Origin of the sequence: Aeropyrum camini SY1 = JCM 12091 (genome assembly GCF_000591035.1) — an archaeon.
Taxonomy (GTDB): domain Archaea; phylum Thermoproteota; class Thermoprotei_A; order Sulfolobales; family Acidilobaceae; genus Aeropyrum; species Aeropyrum camini.
Genome location: NC_022521.1, coordinates 1557167 through 1573923, shown reverse-complemented (window position 1 = coordinate 1573923; position 16757 = coordinate 1557167). Strand labels below are relative to the sequence as shown.

At 56.6% G+C, this 16757-nt stretch carries 21 protein-coding genes; 7 read left to right on the top strand and 14 right to left on the bottom strand.

Features of this window, described 5'->3' with window-relative positions; all coding sequences use genetic code 11:
- The first annotated feature begins 44 nt into the window (after positions 1–44).
- From ACAM_RS08215 to ACAM_RS08205, 3 genes are read left to right on the top strand one after another with little or no spacing between them, the layout of a single operon-like run.
- Positions 45–1541 carry an ABC transporter ATP-binding protein gene (locus tag ACAM_RS08215; protein WP_022542359.1) on the top strand — a complete coding sequence of 499 codons (1497 nt, stop codon included), beginning with the start codon at positions 45–47 and terminating at the stop codon, positions 1539–1541.
- A complete protein-coding gene (locus ACAM_RS08210; RefSeq protein WP_022542358.1) occupies positions 1534–2613 on the top strand; it encodes an ABC transporter permease in 1080 nt (359 codons plus the stop codon). Before ACAM_RS08215 ends, ACAM_RS08210 begins: the two co-directional genes overlap by 8 nt.
- A 16-nt stretch (positions 2614–2629) precedes the next feature.
- Positions 2630–3535 carry an ABC transporter permease gene (locus ACAM_RS08205; RefSeq protein WP_232502350.1) on the top strand — a complete coding sequence of 302 codons (906 nt, stop codon included), beginning with the start codon at positions 2630–2632 and terminating at the stop codon, positions 3533–3535.
- Positions 3536–3886: 351 nt separating this feature from the next.
- On the opposite strand, the gene ACAM_RS08200 is transcribed toward ACAM_RS08205, so the two are convergent.
- The 4 genes from ACAM_RS08200 to ACAM_RS08560 form a co-directional block, all read right to left on the bottom strand.
- Positions 3887–5062, bottom strand: a complete 1176-nt coding sequence (locus ACAM_RS08200; protein ID WP_022542356.1) for a PQQ-dependent sugar dehydrogenase — start codon at positions 5060–5062, stop codon at positions 3887–3889.
- 26 nt (positions 5063–5088) lie between these two features.
- A complete protein-coding gene (locus ACAM_RS08195) occupies positions 5089–6126 on the bottom strand; it encodes an MBL fold metallo-hydrolase (protein WP_158318605.1) in 1038 nt (345 codons plus the stop codon).
- Positions 6127–6260: 134 nt separating this feature from the next.
- Positions 6261–6494 carry a flavin reductase gene (locus tag ACAM_RS08190; protein WP_082398120.1) on the bottom strand — a complete coding sequence of 78 codons (234 nt, stop codon included), beginning with the start codon at positions 6492–6494 and terminating at the stop codon, positions 6261–6263.
- Positions 6460–6591 (bottom strand): flavin reductase, encoded by a 132-nt coding sequence (locus ACAM_RS08560; protein ID WP_082398119.1) that lies wholly within the window; start codon positions 6589–6591, stop codon positions 6460–6462. The genes ACAM_RS08190 and ACAM_RS08560 overlap by 35 nt, the downstream gene beginning before the upstream one ends.
- A gap of 281 nt (positions 6592–6872) precedes the next feature.
- On the opposite strand from ACAM_RS08560, the gene ACAM_RS08180 reads away from it, so the two are divergent.
- The 3 genes from ACAM_RS08180 to ACAM_RS08170 all read left to right on the top strand — a co-directional run bounded on the left by ACAM_RS08180 (position 6873) and on the right by ACAM_RS08170 (position 10029).
- Positions 6873–7865: a daunorubicin resistance protein DrrA family ABC transporter ATP-binding protein gene (locus tag ACAM_RS08180; protein WP_022542353.1), complete on the top strand. Its 993-nt coding sequence runs from the start codon at positions 6873–6875 to the stop codon at positions 7863–7865.
- A 1-nt stretch (position 7866) separates the two neighbouring features.
- Positions 7867–8718 (top strand): ABC transporter permease, encoded by an 852-nt coding sequence (locus tag ACAM_RS08175; RefSeq protein ID WP_022542352.1) that lies wholly within the window; start codon positions 7867–7869, stop codon positions 8716–8718.
- 117 nt (positions 8719–8835) lie between these two features.
- Positions 8836–10029 (top strand): pyridoxal phosphate-dependent aminotransferase, encoded by a 1194-nt coding sequence (locus ACAM_RS08170; RefSeq protein WP_022542351.1) that lies wholly within the window; start codon positions 8836–8838, stop codon positions 10027–10029.
- A 100-nt stretch (positions 10030–10129) separates the two neighbouring features.
- On the opposite strand, the gene ACAM_RS08165 is transcribed toward ACAM_RS08170, so the two are convergent.
- The 10 genes from ACAM_RS08165 to ACAM_RS08130 all read right to left on the bottom strand — a co-directional run bounded on the left by ACAM_RS08165 (position 10130) and on the right by ACAM_RS08130 (position 15154).
- On the bottom strand, positions 10130–10852 hold the full coding sequence (locus ACAM_RS08165; protein ID WP_022542350.1) for an ABC transporter ATP-binding protein: 723 nt from the start codon (positions 10850–10852) through the stop codon (positions 10130–10132).
- Positions 10852–11034, bottom strand: a complete 183-nt coding sequence (locus ACAM_RS08475) for an ABC transporter ATP-binding protein C-terminal domain-containing protein (RefSeq protein WP_232502296.1) — start codon at positions 11032–11034, stop codon at positions 10852–10854. The genes ACAM_RS08165 and ACAM_RS08475 overlap by 1 nt, the downstream gene beginning before the upstream one ends.
- Positions 11034–11354 (bottom strand): ATP-binding cassette domain-containing protein, encoded by a 321-nt coding sequence (locus ACAM_RS08520; protein WP_269763795.1) that lies wholly within the window; start codon positions 11352–11354, stop codon positions 11034–11036. Before ACAM_RS08520 ends, ACAM_RS08475 begins: the two co-directional genes overlap by 1 nt.
- 53 nt (positions 11355–11407) lie before the next feature.
- Positions 11408–11632, bottom strand: a complete 225-nt coding sequence (locus tag ACAM_RS08515; RefSeq protein WP_269763794.1) for an ATP-binding cassette domain-containing protein — start codon at positions 11630–11632, stop codon at positions 11408–11410.
- A gap of 21 nt (positions 11633–11653) precedes the next feature.
- Positions 11654–12661, bottom strand: a complete 1008-nt coding sequence (locus ACAM_RS08155) for a branched-chain amino acid ABC transporter permease (protein ID WP_022542346.1) — start codon at positions 12659–12661, stop codon at positions 11654–11656.
- A gap of 11 nt (positions 12662–12672) precedes the next feature.
- A complete protein-coding gene (locus ACAM_RS08510; protein ID WP_022542345.1) occupies positions 12673–13134 on the bottom strand; it encodes a branched-chain amino acid ABC transporter permease in 462 nt (153 codons plus the stop codon).
- Complete coding sequence (locus ACAM_RS08505) at positions 13065–13595, bottom strand: ABC transporter permease subunit (RefSeq protein ID WP_022542344.1); 531 nt, start codon at positions 13593–13595, stop codon at positions 13065–13067. The genes ACAM_RS08510 and ACAM_RS08505 overlap by 70 nt, the downstream gene beginning before the upstream one ends.
- Positions 13596–13908: 313 nt before the next feature.
- Positions 13909–14274, bottom strand: coding sequence for an ABC transporter substrate-binding protein (locus tag ACAM_RS08530; protein WP_022542342.1), 366 nt, complete (start codon positions 14272–14274; stop codon positions 13909–13911).
- Complete coding sequence (locus ACAM_RS08135; RefSeq protein ID WP_232502349.1) at positions 14193–14954, bottom strand: amino acid ABC transporter substrate-binding protein; 762 nt, start codon at positions 14952–14954, stop codon at positions 14193–14195. The genes ACAM_RS08530 and ACAM_RS08135 overlap by 82 nt, the downstream gene beginning before the upstream one ends.
- A gap of 8 nt (positions 14955–14962) precedes the next feature.
- Positions 14963–15154, bottom strand: coding sequence for a hypothetical protein (locus ACAM_RS08130; RefSeq protein ID WP_022542340.1), 192 nt, complete (start codon positions 15152–15154; stop codon positions 14963–14965).
- A 273-nt stretch (positions 15155–15427) separates the two neighbouring features.
- On the opposite strand from ACAM_RS08130, the gene ACAM_RS08125 reads away from it, so the two are divergent.
- Positions 15428–16600 carry a hypothetical protein gene (locus ACAM_RS08125; protein ID WP_022542339.1) on the top strand — a complete coding sequence of 391 codons (1173 nt, stop codon included), beginning with the start codon at positions 15428–15430 and terminating at the stop codon, positions 16598–16600.
- The last annotated feature ends 157 nt before the right edge of the window (positions 16601–16757 follow it).

Below are 16757 nucleotides of genomic sequence, written 5' to 3'. Positions count from 1 at the left end.
GAGACAGGGCTCCGGGGACCGAGGCCTTCACGGGTGGCTACGGTATGAGCGGAAACGGCTCCGGCGACGCTGGCCTCGCCGTTGCTATGAGGGGCATAGTAAAGGTTTACCCGGACGGTGTAAAGGCTCTAGACAACGTTGACTTCACCCTAAGGGCTGGCGAGGTACACGCTCTCCTCGGCGAGAACGGGGCGGGTAAGACCACGTTAATGAGGATACTCTACGGAGAGATCAAGCCTACGGAGGGGGAGATTTATGTTTGGGGCCGGAAGGTCTCCTGGAGGGGGCCGTGGGATGCTATAAGGAATGGGATAGCCATGGTTTACCAGCAGTTCAGGCTAGTCGAGAGTATGGCTGTTGAGGAGAATATTGCAATATACCTCTCCAGCCTAGGCCTTGGGAGGAGTGAAGCTCGGAGGAGGACGCTGGAGACTGCGGAGAGGCTTGGACTCGAGATTGACCTCGGAAAGACGGTTGCAGAGCTTCCCATGGGTGCGAGACAGCGTGTCGAGATTATAAAGGCCCTGAGCGGAGGCGCGAAGGTCCTCATACTTGACGAGCCTACTAGCAACCTTACACTCCTCGAAGCGGAGAAACTGTTCTCAACCCTGAGACTGCTTAGGGACATGGGTGTCAGCGTGGTCTACATCACCCACAAGCTGAGCGAGGTCCTGAGGGTTGCTGATAGGGTTACGGTCCTCAGAAGGGGTAGGGTCTCGGCGGTCATTGAGGATGTAGGAAGAACGAGTGAGGAGGAGCTGGCGAGACTCATGGTCGGCACCCTCCCCCCACCTACCTCTAGGCCGCCGGGCAAGGTGGGGCGTAAGCTCCTGAGCGTAAGCAAGGTTAGCGTCGTTGTGGATGGCGTAGAGCGGGTTAGGGAGGTAAGCATAGAGGTTAGAGAAGGCGAGATTGTGGGGATCGCTGGCGTTGCGGGTAACGGGCAGGAGGAGCTTGTAGACGCTATAATAGGCCTCCGGAGGCCGGTTAGGGGGAGCATAGAGGTACAGGGGAGAAGGATTGAGAAGAGCCTCGACTTCTACAGGGCTGGAGGCGGCTACATAGCTGGTGACAGGGGGAAGGTCCTCGCAATGGACTATAGTGTCGCCGAAAACATCGCATTCCTCTACTACACAGCCTCCAAAACCCTCCTCCTGAGGAGGAGCAAGCTGGAGGACCTTTTTAGGGGGCTCGTGGAGAGGTTTAGGCTGGTGGCTAGGAGCCCATGGACTCCCGTGGGCAGGCTGAGCGGCGGTAACCAGCAGAAGGTTATTGTGGGGTCCGAGGTCCTCAGGGGGTTCAAGCTACTAGTGGCTGTCAACCCGACGCAGGGGTTAGACATTGCCACAACGTCCTTCGTCCGCAACATCCTCTCGGAACTCGCGAGGCAAGGAGCCGGAATACTGCTCGTATCAACAGACCTGGATGAGATCCTAGAGCTGAGCGATAGGATATACGTGATGTCCGGAGGCCGGGTCACAGGCGTTCCCGAAAGGGGTCAGGCTACTCCTGAGAAGCTGGGGGTGCTCATGGGTGTCTAGAATACCGGTAGCTATAGGCCTGGGAGACCTCGGCCTGACCCTAGCGGCAGTCGCCCTGGGCTTGGCAGCGGGAGCTATCATCCTCGCCCTCGGGGGGGCTGATCCTCTGAGTGGTGTGGCAGACATTCTCCTGAGCTTCATCTACTACCAGGAGATATTTCTGGTGAGGTCCTCTATTCTGGTTATGACTGCCCTCGCGTTTGCGATCCCATTGAGGATGGGTTTCTTCAACATAGGGGCGGAGGGGCAGCTTTATGCGGGGGCGGCGGCCGCCCTAGTCGCAGCCCTCACACTCCCCCACACCCCTCTCCCCGCATTATTGGCCGCAGCGGCTGCGGGGGGTCTCATGGGGCTGTTCGCTGGGCTCCTCAGGGTGAAGCTGAACATTAACGAGGTCCTCACCACCATAATGCTCAACTGGATAGCATTCTGGAGCCTCAGGTATGTTGTTGTCGAGTATCTCGCGGACCCCATATACTCTCACCTGACCCTCGAGGTGCCTCCGGAGGCCAGGATTCCCTGGATACCAAGTGAACTCCTCCCGGCCCCCCTCGGAGAACATCTAAGGTCAGGGTTCCCCACGATAGTCTTTCTCTCGCTTGCCACAGCGCTAGCCGCCTGGGCAATCATTTATAGGACGGTGCCCGGTCTCAGATATAGGTTCGCGGGTGCAAACGAGTATGCAGCGGCCAGCAGGGGCGTGACCGTCGAGAGAGTCAAGCTCGCCTCCATGGCTGCCGCGGGAGTCCTGGCGGGCTTGGGAGGCGCCCTCCTAATATTGGGACATAGTTATAGGATAGATTCGACCCTCTCAGGCCTCTTCGGCTACGGCTTCGAGGGCATCGGGGTAGCCCTAATCGGCAGGAATAACCCTCTAGGCATAGTAGTGGCTAGCCTATTCGTGGGAGACCTGGCATCCGGGAGCGAGAGGATACAGGTCACGGCCCGGATCCCAGCTGAGCTGGCGGACGTTGTCAACGGCGCGATTATATTCACCGTGGCAGCCCTCTCGGGCCTAAGATACACAGGCATACCGCGAAGGCTCCGCTCTATAGCTGGAAGGCGGGGGTGAGGGCCTGTTGACACTGGTGGAGGCTGTTCTGGGGGACTTCACTAGTCTGGCCCTGCTCGCGGCATCAGCAATGGTCCCTATAACGCTAGCTTCTATAGGTGAGATAGCCTCTGAGAGGGCCGGGATTGTGAACATAGGGCTTGAGGGCATAATGCTTGCGTCAGCCTGGGCTGCTGTGGCTGTCTACATAATGACGGGCTGGGGCCCTCTGGCAGGCTACCTGTTAGGAGCACTTTTAGGGCTTTCTATAGGCGTTCTCCACGGCGTTGTGAGCGTATATCTGAAGGGCGACCAGATAGTTACGGGTGTAGGGTTGAACATCTTCTCGGCGGGAGCCACGGTAGTTGGGACCTACATGCTGTGGGGCACCTTCTCAAACAGCCCCCCTGTAGAGCCCATGCCAGGCTTCGTGATAGCGGGTGTAAGGATAAGCCCCATGGTGCCTATATCCCTCGCCGCCGGGGCTGCCGTCTGGCTCTTCCTATACAGGACCACAACTGGGCTAAGGCTGAGGTCCTGTGGCGAGGATCCTAGGAGCGCGGAGGCTATGGGTGTTAACGTTGCCCTCTACCAGATTGCCGCTGCAGGGTTCGCGGGCCTCATGGCGGGATTAGCTGGGGCGTACCTCAGCATAGACTACCAGGGGGTATTCGCCAAGAACATGACGGCTGGTCGCGGGTTTATAGCCCTCGCCAACGTAGCCTTCAGCGGCTGGAACCCCCTGGTGGCCCTGTTGGGCAGCTACGTGTTCGGCTTTTCAGAGGCGCTCGCGATATATCTCAACATAGTCTTGGAGGCAACGGCTGCGAGCAACCTGGTAAACACTATACCTTACATAGCAACACTGGCTGCAGTCACCCTAATAGCCTTCAGGAAGCCAAGGATGCCCGCCTGGCTAGGCCGCCCCTACATCAAAGAATAGTGGCAGGGGAGTTACACATAAACCACAATCATTTAATTAGTCCTTAACCGTATACGGAGGACCTCCGGAGCGAACCACCGTCTCCTCCACGAAATTCATGTTATGTAGCATCGCTGGATAGCCGGACGAGTCTCAAGCACCCACGAGGTGCTCGGGAGTAGTCGATGAACCTGCTGAGGATCAAGGGGTTATAGCAAAGCCTAACGGTGCCAGACAAACATCACCCCCTCCAGCCTAGCGTAACTACTCTCTGTCCGGGCCTCCCACCTAACGTGGAGGCAAGTGGCTGAAAGACGCTATCCCGCCGTGAGTGCGGTAAGCTAGCCAATAGATAACGGCTTTGCTTCACTTCTATTCGACCCTGCTGAGTCTCAGAACCTTGTCGTCTCTCCCTCGCGGAGTCCCCCTTCCATCCTTGTTGCTTGTGGCCACCAGTATGGAGCCGTCCCGGTCGAACACGATATCCCTAAGCCTCCCAAATCTCCCTTCAAAGGCCTTCTCGGCCACTACACCCTCAGATGAACTCAGTATTTTGACTCTAAGAATCATCTGGCCCCTCAGACAAGCTATCAGAAGGTCACCCTCAAGCCCCCTAAACTGGCCGCCTCTAACGAAAGAGGCTCCAGAAGGTGCCCAGGTCTCTCTACCGCTCTCGACAATGGGGTCTATGAACCCCTCCGCACCGGCTTTGCCCACCGTGTCGGGCCATCCATAGTTGCCCCCGGGGGCTACAACGTTGACCTCATCCCTACCTGTGGGGCCGTGCTCGGTGGCCACTAGGAAGCCCTTGGAGGGATGCCAGTCGAGACCTTGGGGGTTCCTGTGGCCATAGCTGTACACTGGAGATCCCGGGAAGGGGTTGTCGGGAGGCAGGCCGCCGTCCTCGTCAACTCTCAATATCTTGCCTTCAAGGCTACCCAGGTCCTGGGCTAGTCTTGGCCTGGCGGCATCCCCCGTCGTTATGTAGAGGGCTCCGTCGGGGCCGAATCTTATCCTCCCCCCATTGTGGATAATACCCCCTGGTATCCCGTCTACAATGGCCTCTGACGCTATAATCTTCATGCTGTGTCTGTCAACCCTTAATCTAACAACCCTGTTGTATACATCACTACCCCTGAAGTAGCTGAGGTATCCGTATAGGTAGGGTTTTGAGGGGAACTCTGGGTGGAGAGCTATACCCAGGAAACCCGCTTCCCCCACGCTAGCAACGCTGGCGGTGTAAGCCAGCTTCTTAGAGCCCCTAGCATCCACGTATACAAGCCTCCCAGGCCTCTCGCTCACAAAGAAACTCCCATCCCCTAGAGGAGCTATTGACCATGGTACCTCTAAGTCCTCAGCAACAACCTCAACTACAGCAATTGGCTCCAGCGACTCTCCCCCCGTCTTTTCAGCAACACCTTCCTCACTCCCAGCCTCCGGGAGCTGGCGTCTCGGTGGTGAAAGCACGTACGCTAGTGTTCCAAGCGAAGCCACGGCTCCTGCTATGGCCAATAGCTTGAGGAATCTCCTCCGACTTATGCCCCCCATTGTTGTACGGTGGCCTCCTCAACGCCTCACTTTAAGGCCTCTACCCCTAGTCTCCTCACTATTCTGGAGGTATCAAGGGAATTAACGGCGAGCCTCCACTGCAGCCTCCCTCCAGCCTCAAGTCTCTCAACAACCCCCAGGACCTCTAGCCTCCTCAGGTGTGATAGGGTCTCGCCGAGGGCGAGATACTTGCCCAAAGGTGGGAGGCTGCCCCAGTTCTCAGCCCCCCTCCATCTGACCCTTTGTGCAACCTCGAAGGCCGTTGCTTTACCTATCTTGCCTAGTATGTTAACTATCTCCCCTAGCCTATCCACGTGGTGGGCTATAAGCTCTCTGGTCCTTGTAGCCACATCTTTTATTGGGTCTCCGTGGCCCGGGAGCCCCTGGTAACCATCCATCTCCCTGGCTATCCTGCTAAGGCTAGATAGATAGTCTCCCAGGGGGTCGGAGTCCAGGCTGTGCAGTGACACGTGCGGCGTTATGCCTGGGAGCACGGTATCGCCCAATAGGACCTTCCTCCTACCATGGGAGACCAGTACTATGTGGCCAGGCGTGTGGCCGGGAGTCTCCATCACGAGGTAATACCCGTGCCCCGGCATCCCAATCCTATCGCCCTCTCCCAGAGGCTTGGGACTCAGCTCCGCCACAGCACCATAAGCCTCGGCCACCCTGACGGCCGGGGAGGACCTCGCTATCTCCTCGAGAACCGTCCTGGGAGTCCCGGCTAGGGCGAGCAACTCCAGGGCCCCTCGGAAATACTGTTCCACCCCAACGTGTAGAAGGAGTTCCAAATCGCCCCTTGCTAGCATAAGCTCAGCCCCCAGAGCCTCACACAGAATAGCAGCCCCCGTTAGATGGTCTACATGGTAGTGGGTGACTACAACCCTTTCCAGCGAGCGGGGGTCTACGCCAAACCTCCTAAGCCCCTTTAATAGCGTGTATACGCTCTTCCCCGAGAACATGCCTGAGTCCACCAGTACCGTTGTCGGCCCCTCTGTGAAGGCGTAGACATTGACGCTACCGAGATCCCCTATGGGAATCCAAGCCTCAACCCTAAACGGCATCCCGCCCTGCACCTTTCCCGAATACCCTCGATAACGGCCGGGCCTCTTCGTCCTGCCAAGGTACATTAGCGGCCTATATGTTTGTTTCCGGGCTACACATTCCCCCGTGGAAGTCGTCGACGGTGTAAACAGCCTTAGCCTCCCCCCAGGAATATGTCGTGATCGCCAGCCTCAACAACGTCCACAAGCTCCAGCTCCACAGCGGCTGAAGCCTCCGCTATCAAGGGAGCCCCAAGGACCTCGCCCCTCACAATGTTCAAACCCGCCTCCTTTATCTTACCCGGGAGTATCCTCTCGGACACGTCGCCGAGGAACGGAGCCTTATCAGCGAGCCTAAAGTCTAGGAGGTTGGAAAGCGAATACTCCACTATCACTCAAAAGGTTGTATGTAAACCTCTCGGGTGCTATAGCCACAGCCATGATAGGGGGTGTGAAGGAGGCCTGCATCCACCACGTAGCCAGCATGCCCCCCGCACGGCCCTGGTGCTCTGTGGTGACCACAACTGGTATGACGGGGTAGAGGACCCGTTCTAGGGCATCCAGGCTAATCCTCCCAACAGGGCCACACCAGCTAAAGATCCCACTATGTTAACAACGTATAAAGTGCAAGCCCTGTCAGGCTTAGTCCTCGAGGAGTCTGGTAGGAGGCGGTCTCATATAGTCTTATAGTCTGGGGTCAGGGTTATAGTTTGGATGTAGATATATACTTTAGAAATACGAGTAATGATTGAGAAGGTGGGGCGTGTTTGAAAAACGATTATATGGTGGTGGCCGAAGGCCTGGTGAAAGATTACGGCGGGTTCAGGGCTGTGGATGGAGTGGGCTTCAAGATAAACAGGGGAGAGCTGTTCTCCCTTCTAGGGCCTAACGGTGCGGGCAAGACCACCACTATAAAGATGCTGAGTACGCTCCTAAAGCCGACGAGCGGCGAGGCTTGGATAGCCAGCTATAGTATAGTTAGGGAGGCGGGGATGGTTAGGAGGGTCATAGGCCTAGTCCCCCAGGACCTCACAGCGGACGATGAGATGAGCGGGTGGGACAACGTGTATATACAGGCGAGGCTCTATGGGCTACCCCCTGGCGAGGCGAGGGAGAGGACTAGGGAGGTCCTCGAGTATCTAGACCTAATGGAGGCGGCTCGCAGGAGGGTGGCCACGTACAGCGGGGGTATGAGGAGGAAGCTGGAGATTGCGATGAGCCTTGTCCACAGCCCCAAGGTCCTCTTCCTGGACGAGCCCACCCTGGGCCTGGACGTGCACTCGAGGAGGAGCTTGTGGAGGTATATCGAGGACCTCAAGAGGGGAGGCGTGACCATACTACTTACAACCCACTACATGGAGGAGGCCGAGATCCTCTCGGACAGGGTCGCGATCATCGATAGGGGGAGAATCGTGGCCGAGGGCACTGCAGACGAGCTGAAGGCTAGGGTGAAGGGGGAGACTATCTATATCGAGCTGAAGGATCCGGCTTACATAGAGCCCCTCACCCAGACCCTGAGAGTGAAGCTCGGCCTCGAACCCAGCGTGGTGGAAGGCAGGGTTTCGCTTAGGGTGGACCGGGCCGACACGATGCTGCCGGAGCTCGCCAAGGCTCTAAACGGCTTTCCTGTGAAGTCTATCAGTATCTCAAGGGCGACGCTTGAAGACGTCTTCATAGAGCTTACGGGAAGAACCCTAACAGGGGGAGAAGAGCCCTTCGACCCGTTTAAATACAGGAGGATGATCAGGGGGGTGAGGTGAGATGGCTGGGATCATAGTATCAACCTTCATCCTCACCAGGAGGGAGATAGTTAAGTGGGTTAACAGGAGGTCAGTTCTCGTCGTCAGCATTATCACACCCATATTCTGGATAGCCCTCTTCGGCAAGAGCTTCAACCTCTACAACCTCGTCCAAACCAGCGACCCCAGCCTGAGCCCCGCCGTGGCGGAGGCTGTCAGGACTGTTATGACGAAGAGACTAGAGAGGGTTTTCGGGACGCCTGACTACTTCACATACGTCGCGACAGGCATGCTCGCCGTGTTCAGCCTCTTCCAGAGCATGTTCGGGGCTGTGGGGGTCGTCTTCGACAGGAGAATAGGATATCTAACCAGGCTCCTAGCCTCCCCCATACCCAGGTTCAGCATATTCGCCTCAAAGGTCCTGGGAACCCTGTTCAGGATAACGGTGCTGAGCCTCGTACTCCTCGCCATAGCCTACCCCCTGGGGCTCCACCTCAAGCCTGGGATAACGATCGTGGACTTCGTGATGGCGTGGATAGTACTCATGCTAATGAGCCTAGGCCTCTCATCAATATTCACGGGGATGGCCTTCAACATATCACACCAGGAGGTCCTCTTCGCCCTGGCAAACCTCATAAACCTACCACTCATGTTCACCTCCAGCGCCCTCTTCCCTATAGACCTCATGCCTAACTGGCTCAGAACAGTGGCCCAGGTTAACCCAATAACACACGCAGCCGACCTTGTGAGATACTATCTCGTGGGGAAGCCCATCGACAATCCAACGGTGTCAACAGCATACCTAACCATACTAACCCTACTCCTACTAGTCGCCGGCTACATGCTTGCGAGAAACGGTGTTAAGGAGGCCTGACGAGACCCATACCCCAGGGACACGCATCCTTCCACCCCGTTTATATAGGCGGAATAGTATTCCCGCGGACCTCTAGTAAACCGTGACCCCTATCTAACCTGGTATGGTGCTTACCGCGTGGACAGCCCCACATACCCTGTTGACAAGATATTCCTAACTAATTGCGAGGCCACGCCGGGCCTTCCCGTCTTCTGCCTAGAGAGGTGGCAGAGCAGCCTCGAGAACAGCGCTAGATACCTCCTGAGCGAGAGCGGGGTTGAGCCTCCCTCTGCGGATGCCCTTGTTGAGATGGGGATAGACCTTGATATCAAGGGTGCCGTGCTGGGTTATGGATGGACTCTCGGCGAGCCGGGGCTTAGGGAGAGTGTGGCTGGCGTCTACTACCGGGGACTGGTGAGTAGAGAGCACGTGATCATAACCACCGGCTCAGCCGAGGCGAACCTACTCTCCGTTATAGCCCTAGTTGCCCCTGGTGACCGCGTCGTCTTTGACATGCCCAACTATATGCAAATACACGGTCTCCTCAGGATGAGGGGCGCGAGAATCCTGGAGGTTTGGAGGAGGCGGGAGCACGGGTGGAACTTAGACCCCGGGTTCTACGTAGAGTTGATTAGGAGGGAGAAGCCCCGGGCCGTGTTCATAACCAACCCCAACAACCCAACCGGTGCCGTCGACGGCTACAAGACCTTAACAGAGATCGCTGCGGAAGCCGCGAGAGCGGGCTCCACCCTGGTTTTCGACGAGCTGTACAGAGGCCTTGAACACTCGGCCGAGCCAGCCCCCACGATTCTAGAGCCAGCACTGGAACACGGGGCCAACGCTATATCCGTCTCGGGGCTATCCAAGGTCTACGGCCTCCCAGGCCTGAGGATAGGATGGGCGGCGGCAACCTCTAGGAGGCTCAGGGATAGGTTGTGGATGGTTAAAGACTACACAACAATATCCCCGCCAAAGCCTAGCGAGCACATCGCGAGCCAGATCCTGGAGAAGGGGGCGTGGACCCGGCTAGCCGAGAGAGGGAAAAAGATAGTTCTCTCTAACCTACGCCTCCTCGAGGACCTCACGACGCGAGCGCCGTCGGTAAACCTGTGGAAGCCCGGGGCAGGAGCCTACGCTATGCTCGAGACGGGGGTTGAGGATACTATAGCTTTCTCTCTAGACCTCTACAAAACCCACGGTGTCCTTGTAAACCCTGGAGAATGCTTCGGACTACCTGGAACGCTGAGGATAGGCCTAGGCCATGAGAATAGGGAAGAGTTCAGGAGGGCCGTGGAGCTGACTGTAGAAATGCTGGGGAGCTACGCCGACTAGCATCCATAATTACAATCTATATCTACAAGAGTAGTAGTGTATAATGGAGTGTAAAGGGCTGGAACCCCAAGGCTCGTCAACACGGGTTTAGCCGGGTCTCCTATACCCCCAGGTAAGCCTGCTTTAGCCGGGGGTCTTTCTGCAGCTCCTCAGGCTCGCCCTCCAGGACTATCCTCCCATTCTCCAGTATGTAGCCGTAGTCCGCTATGCTAAGGGATATGTGCACATTCTGCTCGACCAGCAACACGGTCTTCCCCTCCTCGTCCCTGAGCCTCTTTAGTATGGATGCTATCTCCTGGACGAGCTTCGGCGCCAGACCCAGGCTAGGCTCGTCTAGCATGAGGACCTCGGGGCCGGTCATAAGCCCCCTGGCTATGGCTAGCATCTGCTGTTCGCCCCCGCTCAGGGTGCCAGCCTTCTGGTTCAGCCTCTCCTTAAGTCTTGGGAAGAGGTTGAACACTATCTCGAGGTTCTCCTCCATCCTAGCCCTTGCCCTGGGAGGGGTTGCGCCTAGAACGAGGTTCTCGTGTACAGTTAGGTTTGGCCAGAGCCTCCTTCCCTCGGGGACTAGAACCAGGCCCATCTCCACTCTCCTGTGGGTTGGAAGCCTTGTTACGTTGGCCTGGCTGAAGATTATTCTCCCCTTCCATGCAGAGAGCACGCCCATTATGGTCCAGAGGGTTGTGGTCTTGCCCGCCCCGTTGCTTCCTAGCAGGGCTGTTATCCCCCCCTTCTCGACGCGTAGCGATACTCCGAATAGAATCTGCGTCTCGCCATAGCCCGACGCTACATCACGAACCTCTAGAAGAGGGTGTGACACCACTAGCCACCCCTCCTTCTCACAAACTTGAGGGCCACTTCAGGGTCTCCAAGGTACGCTGTTATCACCTCAGGGTCGGAGGCCACCTCCTCCGGCTCCCCCTCAGCTATCTTCCGCCCGAAATGTAGCACCACTACCCTGTCCGCAATGTTCATTACAGCATGCATAATATGCTCGATCATCATTATGGTTGCCCCCACTCCCGCCTCACATTATCCAATAGACATAGCATTCTCTCCACCTCCACCGGTGTCAGGCCTGCGAGGACCTCGTCCAGGAGGAGGAGCCTAGGCCTTGCCGCGAGGTCACGGGCTAGCTCTAGCCTCTTCTTCTCCTGTATGTTTAGGACCTTGGCCGGGAGATCCGCCTTGCCGTCGAGGCCTACGAATCTAAGGGCCTCAAGCGCGGCCTCACGGGCCTCATCCTCGCTCCTGGCGCTCCCTCCGAAGAGGGTGCCTATCATAGCGTTCTCAAGCACTGTAAGGTCTGGGAACGGCTTGACGATCTGGTGGGTCCTCGCTATACCCAGCCTCGCAACCCGGTAGGGCTTCCAGCCTGTTATCTCGACCTCCTCACCCCCCCCGTCCGGTAGACCACTCTCCCGCCGTCCGGCCTGTAAACACCTGTTATCACGTTGAAGAGGGTAGCCTTCCCCGCTCCATTCGGGCCTATGACACCGAGTATCTCGCCCTCCCTCGCCTCGAGGGAAACATTATCTAGGGCCACCAAGCCGCCGAACCTCCTCGTCACCCTATCAACCCTCAGAACTGCTGTACCCGCCACAACCAACCACCCCCAGCAACTCTACTCGAGTATACTCCTAAGCCTGGGCATCCTCTCCCTGACCACCCCCACTACCCCCCGTGGCGCGAACGATACGACTAGGATTATGAGGGCTCCGAGTATGAGCAGGGAGAGCTGTGCGGCGATAACCTGCGTGTACCATTTCAGGGGATAGTATATGAAGGCTCCGACTAAAGGGCCTGTGAACGTTCCTATCCCGCCTATCGAGTTCTCCAGTATCATTATAACGCTGTGTGACAGCGAGAAGTAGCCTGCTACGTTGAAGGAGGTTCTGAAGGCGTCCGCCACCCCCCACATGCTGGCGAGAACACCGGCCGTCACGAAGGCGGCTAGCTTATACCTATAAGTATCCACACCCATGACCTCCGCGGCATCCTCATCCTCCCTTATAGCTGCCAGACCTGTGCCAAACCTAGAGACTCTTACATAGTAGGCTATCAGCACGGTCAGTAGAAAGACTGCGAAGTGGAGCCAGTAAAGCTTCACAGTAGTTAGCCCCATGTTCGGGAAGGGAACCTTCTCCCCCACCGAGTTTTCGAAACTCCTCATAACAAACCTCGCTATATTCATCACGGCAAAGTTAAGCCCTATAGTGGCGATGGCGAAGAAGGCGCCCCTCAGCCTAAGGACAGCGGCCCCGATCGTCGCCGCCACGATGGCTGAGAGGAGGCCAGCTAGGAGGAGGCTCTCAATATAATATAGTATTAGGCTGCCGGTGGGCAGGAACCCCCCGCTCTGGGCTACAGCACCAAGTATTTCATCTCTGGCCATCTCGCCCACGACATAAGTGGCTGAGAAGCCTCCAATCCCTATGAAGACGGAGTGCCCGAAGCTCACGTAGCCGGCATAGCTCATGATAACGGCCATCGAGAGGCTGAGGCCTATGAGCCTCATCAAATCCATAGCCTGGCTAATCATAAGGGTAGAGCCCGTGGAGGGGCCAGCAAGGCCTACTAGAGCTGCAGCTCCTAGCAGTATCGCTGGGACAACGGCGCTACGCCTAGGCAACGCCCACCACCTCACGTCTTCTCGCCGAAGAGGCCCTGAGGCCTCACTACCAGCATCACAATGAGTATAATGAATGCTGCGGCCAGTGCAAGGGCTTGCTGGCCCGTGGTCGAGAATATCAGCTGATATATGACACCTAGTATGATACCCCCTAGAAAAGTGCCTATAATGTTACCCAGGCCCCCCAGTACTACTACTATGAAATCAAGGGGGGCTATGTCTATCTCGGCGTCTAGGGTGACCGACTTGGTGTATATTATGTAGAGTACCCCCGCTACAGTGGCGAAGACTGTTGATATGATTGTGGTCCAGAGCTTGACCTTGACCGGGTCAACGCCAACTAGAGCCAGCGCCCTAGAATCCTGAGCGACCGCCCTAATATAGAGCCCTAGCCTGGTCCTGGTTAGGAGCATGTGGGCAGCGGCCATAACTGCGAGTGAGAGTAGAGCCACGAGGATCCTGGTCTTCTCCACTGCAACGCCAAACACCGTAAAGTTGGCGGCTTCCAGGGCGCCCAGTATATTGATGGTTCTGTGGAATACTCCGGAGGTATAAATTGATGTATAACGAAGTGGCTACCATATATGACGAGGCCAGCGCCAAAGGTTGTCATGAGCGTGGCCATCTCTTCCCTAAGCGTTATAGTGTCTATCCTCCCTATAATCATGTGGAGTGAAATGTAGTAGAGGGCCGCCCCCAGCGGGACGCCCACTAACCCGGCTAGGACGAGGGCGTGTATCGGGCTTAACCCCATGGCCGTAACCATGAAGGCCGCCGCCATAGCTCCGAACACAACGGCGTGGCCGTGGGCCAGGTTTACAACCTTCATTACACCCCAGATTAGAGTAAGCCCTATTGCGATGACGCCTAGGAGGCTGCCGAAGAGAACCCCGTTTATCAAGCCGCTTAACAGGGTGGCGGCTGTAACCTGCAATCCGCCTGTACACCCTCCCGTATCCCTTCCTCTGTACAGCTAGGCAGAGGCCTGGGTTATGGTTGGCTGAAGCCCAAAGCTAAACTATGTCTAGGGCTAACGCCTCGTTAGTACTAACACGGCCGCGGCCAGTATTATGATGGCTATCACTATCGCTGCTATCGCGGCTGTAGAGAGTCCGGCCTCCTCGGCTTTGGTAGTTGTTGTGATTTCACCAGCTCCTTGGGTGGGTTGTTTGGTTTCTCCGGGGCTGGCCGTCTCCTCTGCGGGCCACCAGTTGGTCGGTGCTATGAGCGGGTCTCTCTCAGCCACCTCAGGCGGATATGTTATGTGCCTCTCCCTCCTGCCACTGCATGAGTAGCATGGGGTGTCCTATCTGCTTGCCGGTGGCAGGGTCTATCTCCAGCGGTCCGAAGAATGTCATAATTTTTAGGCCGTTGAAGGCCTCCCGCACCTTATCGCTATCCCTAACCGCGTCAGAGCCGTAGAGCTGGTACGCCTTCTTTATAGCCTCCACCAGGTAGACGACAGCAGCCCCAGTCTCCGCCGCCTGGTAAGCTGGTGACTCTAGGTTTGGGCACTCCTGCTTGAACAGGCTTAGCCACTCATCTGTAGTCGGGCCAGCCCACTGTAGCCATAGCTCCTGGGCTTTCTGGGGAGAGTAGGGGGCTCTCTCCACTGGCTTGAGAAGGCCACGCCGTTTACAACATCATTCCCTAGCTCCTCCTTAAACTTAGGCTGGGCCGGAGCCACGAGTATAGCAAGGAACTTGAGCTTCCACCCGAGGCTGTGTGCCTGGCCGACCAGGGCTTTACCATCCTCGTAGTGGCCACCGCCCAAGAGTACATCGGCACCTCTGTTAATAGCCTCCTGTATGAACGTCGAGAAGTCTTTGGTCCCAGCCTCGTAGTCGGCCTCGTATACCACCTGGAGCCCTAGCTCGCTTATCCTATCCTTCAAGCCCTCCTTAACCTTTTGGGCGAAGGGCTTGTTCTCAAATATCAGCGCTATCTTCGCCCCCGGAATTTCATCGGCAACAAGCTCTGCCGCCGTCTCCATGTATCTGCTTGCGGGTGTGAGGACCTGGACTATATACCTGTAACCCTGCTCGACTATCGAGTCGCTGGCGCCGCCATGACTCAATATCAGCTTGCCCTTCTCGTTCGCGACCGGAAGGGCTGCAAGTGTTAGAGTACTGCTGTAGGGCGCGAGGAGGAAGTCCACGCCGTCCTCCTCCACAAGCTTCGTGTAGAGGCTAGCTATATTGTCCTTCTTAGACTCGTCATCATAGTAGACGAGCTGGAGCTTGTACTTCTTACCTCCCACGTCGAAGCCGCCCTGATCGTTATACCACTTTATAGCAGCTTTTATGCCGCAGAGGGCCTGTAAACCTTCTGTCTGTACTTCCCGGTCAAGCTTATTGTTATACCTATCTTTATCGTCTCACCCGAAACCTGCTCGGTGTAGACATCGGCGGCGGCGTATAGGGAAAAGAGGGGCGACGCGAGCAGGACGGCGAGGATGGTGAGGGCAGCAGCCTTGCTAAAAGACGGCCGCAATATATACACCTGGATATATCACTAATCCCACATTGGGGGGGTAATATTTTTAATGTGCTTTATAAGACCGCAGTTTACCAAATAGGTTAGTTAGGGTTCTTAAGGAGGTCGTTGTTGATAGCCCTACTGATTTGTAATAGTATCATAGTTCCATGTTGAAATTTTGGGATAGCGTAACCGTGGAAAGTCGATGGTGCATCCTCTTGGGCCGCCGACAGGTATCACCTTCTATATATAATGTGGAGTAGAAGTCTCGCCAGGGTGTCTGGCCGCGTGAACTCCCAGCGGAGGCTAGCATTCATAGTAGCCTCGGCACTAGGTATATCCACCATGACCAACGCCCCCACCCTGGCAAGCGGATATGGCCTCGCGTTCGCAGCCGAGTATTACGCTGTGCTTGCATACAGGCCTAGGGAGGCTGCACTCTATATACTGGCCGCACACCTCCTGGCTCTACCTATCCTGGTTCTCTCAAAGGCTGTATTCCCCGTTGTTGCTCTAGCGAGCCTCTTCCTCCGCCCAGTAGGCGTTTACGCCGCTGGCATGCTGGCGAGGGGTAGTGGGCCAGCCACCGCTGCTATTGTTCTCGCGGGTGTTGAGCAGCTCGAGGCCCTTAGCGTCGCGATTCTGTATTATGGTGACGACGGGATACACGCCTCTCTAGCCATTTACGGAGTCTTAACAACCCCGTTCGTCTACATGGCATTCAAATCAATAAGGAATGGAGACTCTGTAGGTGCCGCAGCCTCCCTGACCGCGCTAATCCTCTACTGGCTCGGCACATACTCGCTGCCCGCAGTACCCGCGGTTGCAGCGTCCGCCGGGGTCCTGTTGATTCTCCACGTTCGGGAGACGATTGTAAGAGGGGGCACAGCCTCTAAGGCCCTAGCCCTCGCATCCACGGCTCTCATAATCCTCGGCCTGGCGCTGGGGGGAGGTCCCCTGGCCCTCAACTCGAAGGCCGCCCTATACCCGTTTAACCCCAACAGCTATAGTGGGGAGAGGTGGGCGCAGCTGGAGCCTGGGGAGTGTCCGCCATCGAGTAACGTGTTCTCTGAAACTCACACCCCTGAAAGGCTCAGGATAGTCGATACATGTATCACCGTTGAAGGTAGGGTGTCTTCCATACCTAGCTTCGCCAGCGATGGGGACTTCTTCTTCGACATAGAGCCGGTAGATAAGGGTCTTCTCGGGATCGGCAACCACATACTACGCAGGGGAGGGCTTCACATCGAGGTGGTCCCAGGCGACTACTTCGAGGTCCTCGGACACCTGGGCGGCGGAGTATGCCCTGGAGACGTTGTCAGGGTGACCGGGGTATACGTCTTCGACACCGACCATGGAATGTGGGCAGAGGTTCACCCGGCCTTCTCTATAGTGATTCTCGAGAGGGAGAGCGGCCAAAACTGGCCAGCTTGTGTTCAAGGAGTTGAAGCAGGGGGATAAGCCTCCCAGGACGTCTAGGTTTCGACTTAACCCAATGTCAAGTACTTTCTTAAACACCGTGCTGATAACGATACCGGCTTGACTCTCTAGGGTCTAACATACATATCATTAAGTGGGATGCCGAGTAAAAGCCAAGCTTCACGGGGACGGTCTCTCT

Coding starts and splice junctions, on each gene's coding strand:
- ACAM_RS08195 (WP_158318605.1), bottom strand. CDS start 6,126: ATGCCGTTTAGGGTTGAGGCTTGGATTCCCATAGGGGATCTCGGTAGC.
- ACAM_RS08200 (WP_022542356.1), bottom strand. CDS start 5,062: ATGGGGGGCATAAGTCGGAGGAGATTCCTCAAGCTATTGGCCATAGCA.
- ACAM_RS08175 (WP_022542352.1), top strand. CDS start 7,867: ATGGCTGGGATCATAGTATCAACCTTCATCCTCACCAGGAGGGAGATA.
- ACAM_RS08215 (WP_022542359.1), top strand. CDS start 45: ATGAGCGGAAACGGCTCCGGCGACGCTGGCCTCGCCGTTGCTATGAGG.
- ACAM_RS08560 (WP_082398119.1), bottom strand. CDS start 6,591: ATGCTGGCTACGTGGTGGATGCAGGCCTCCTTCACACCCCCTATCATG.
- ACAM_RS08475 (WP_232502296.1), bottom strand. CDS start 11,034: ATGATGATCGAGCATATTATGCATGCTGTAATGAACATTGCGGACAGG.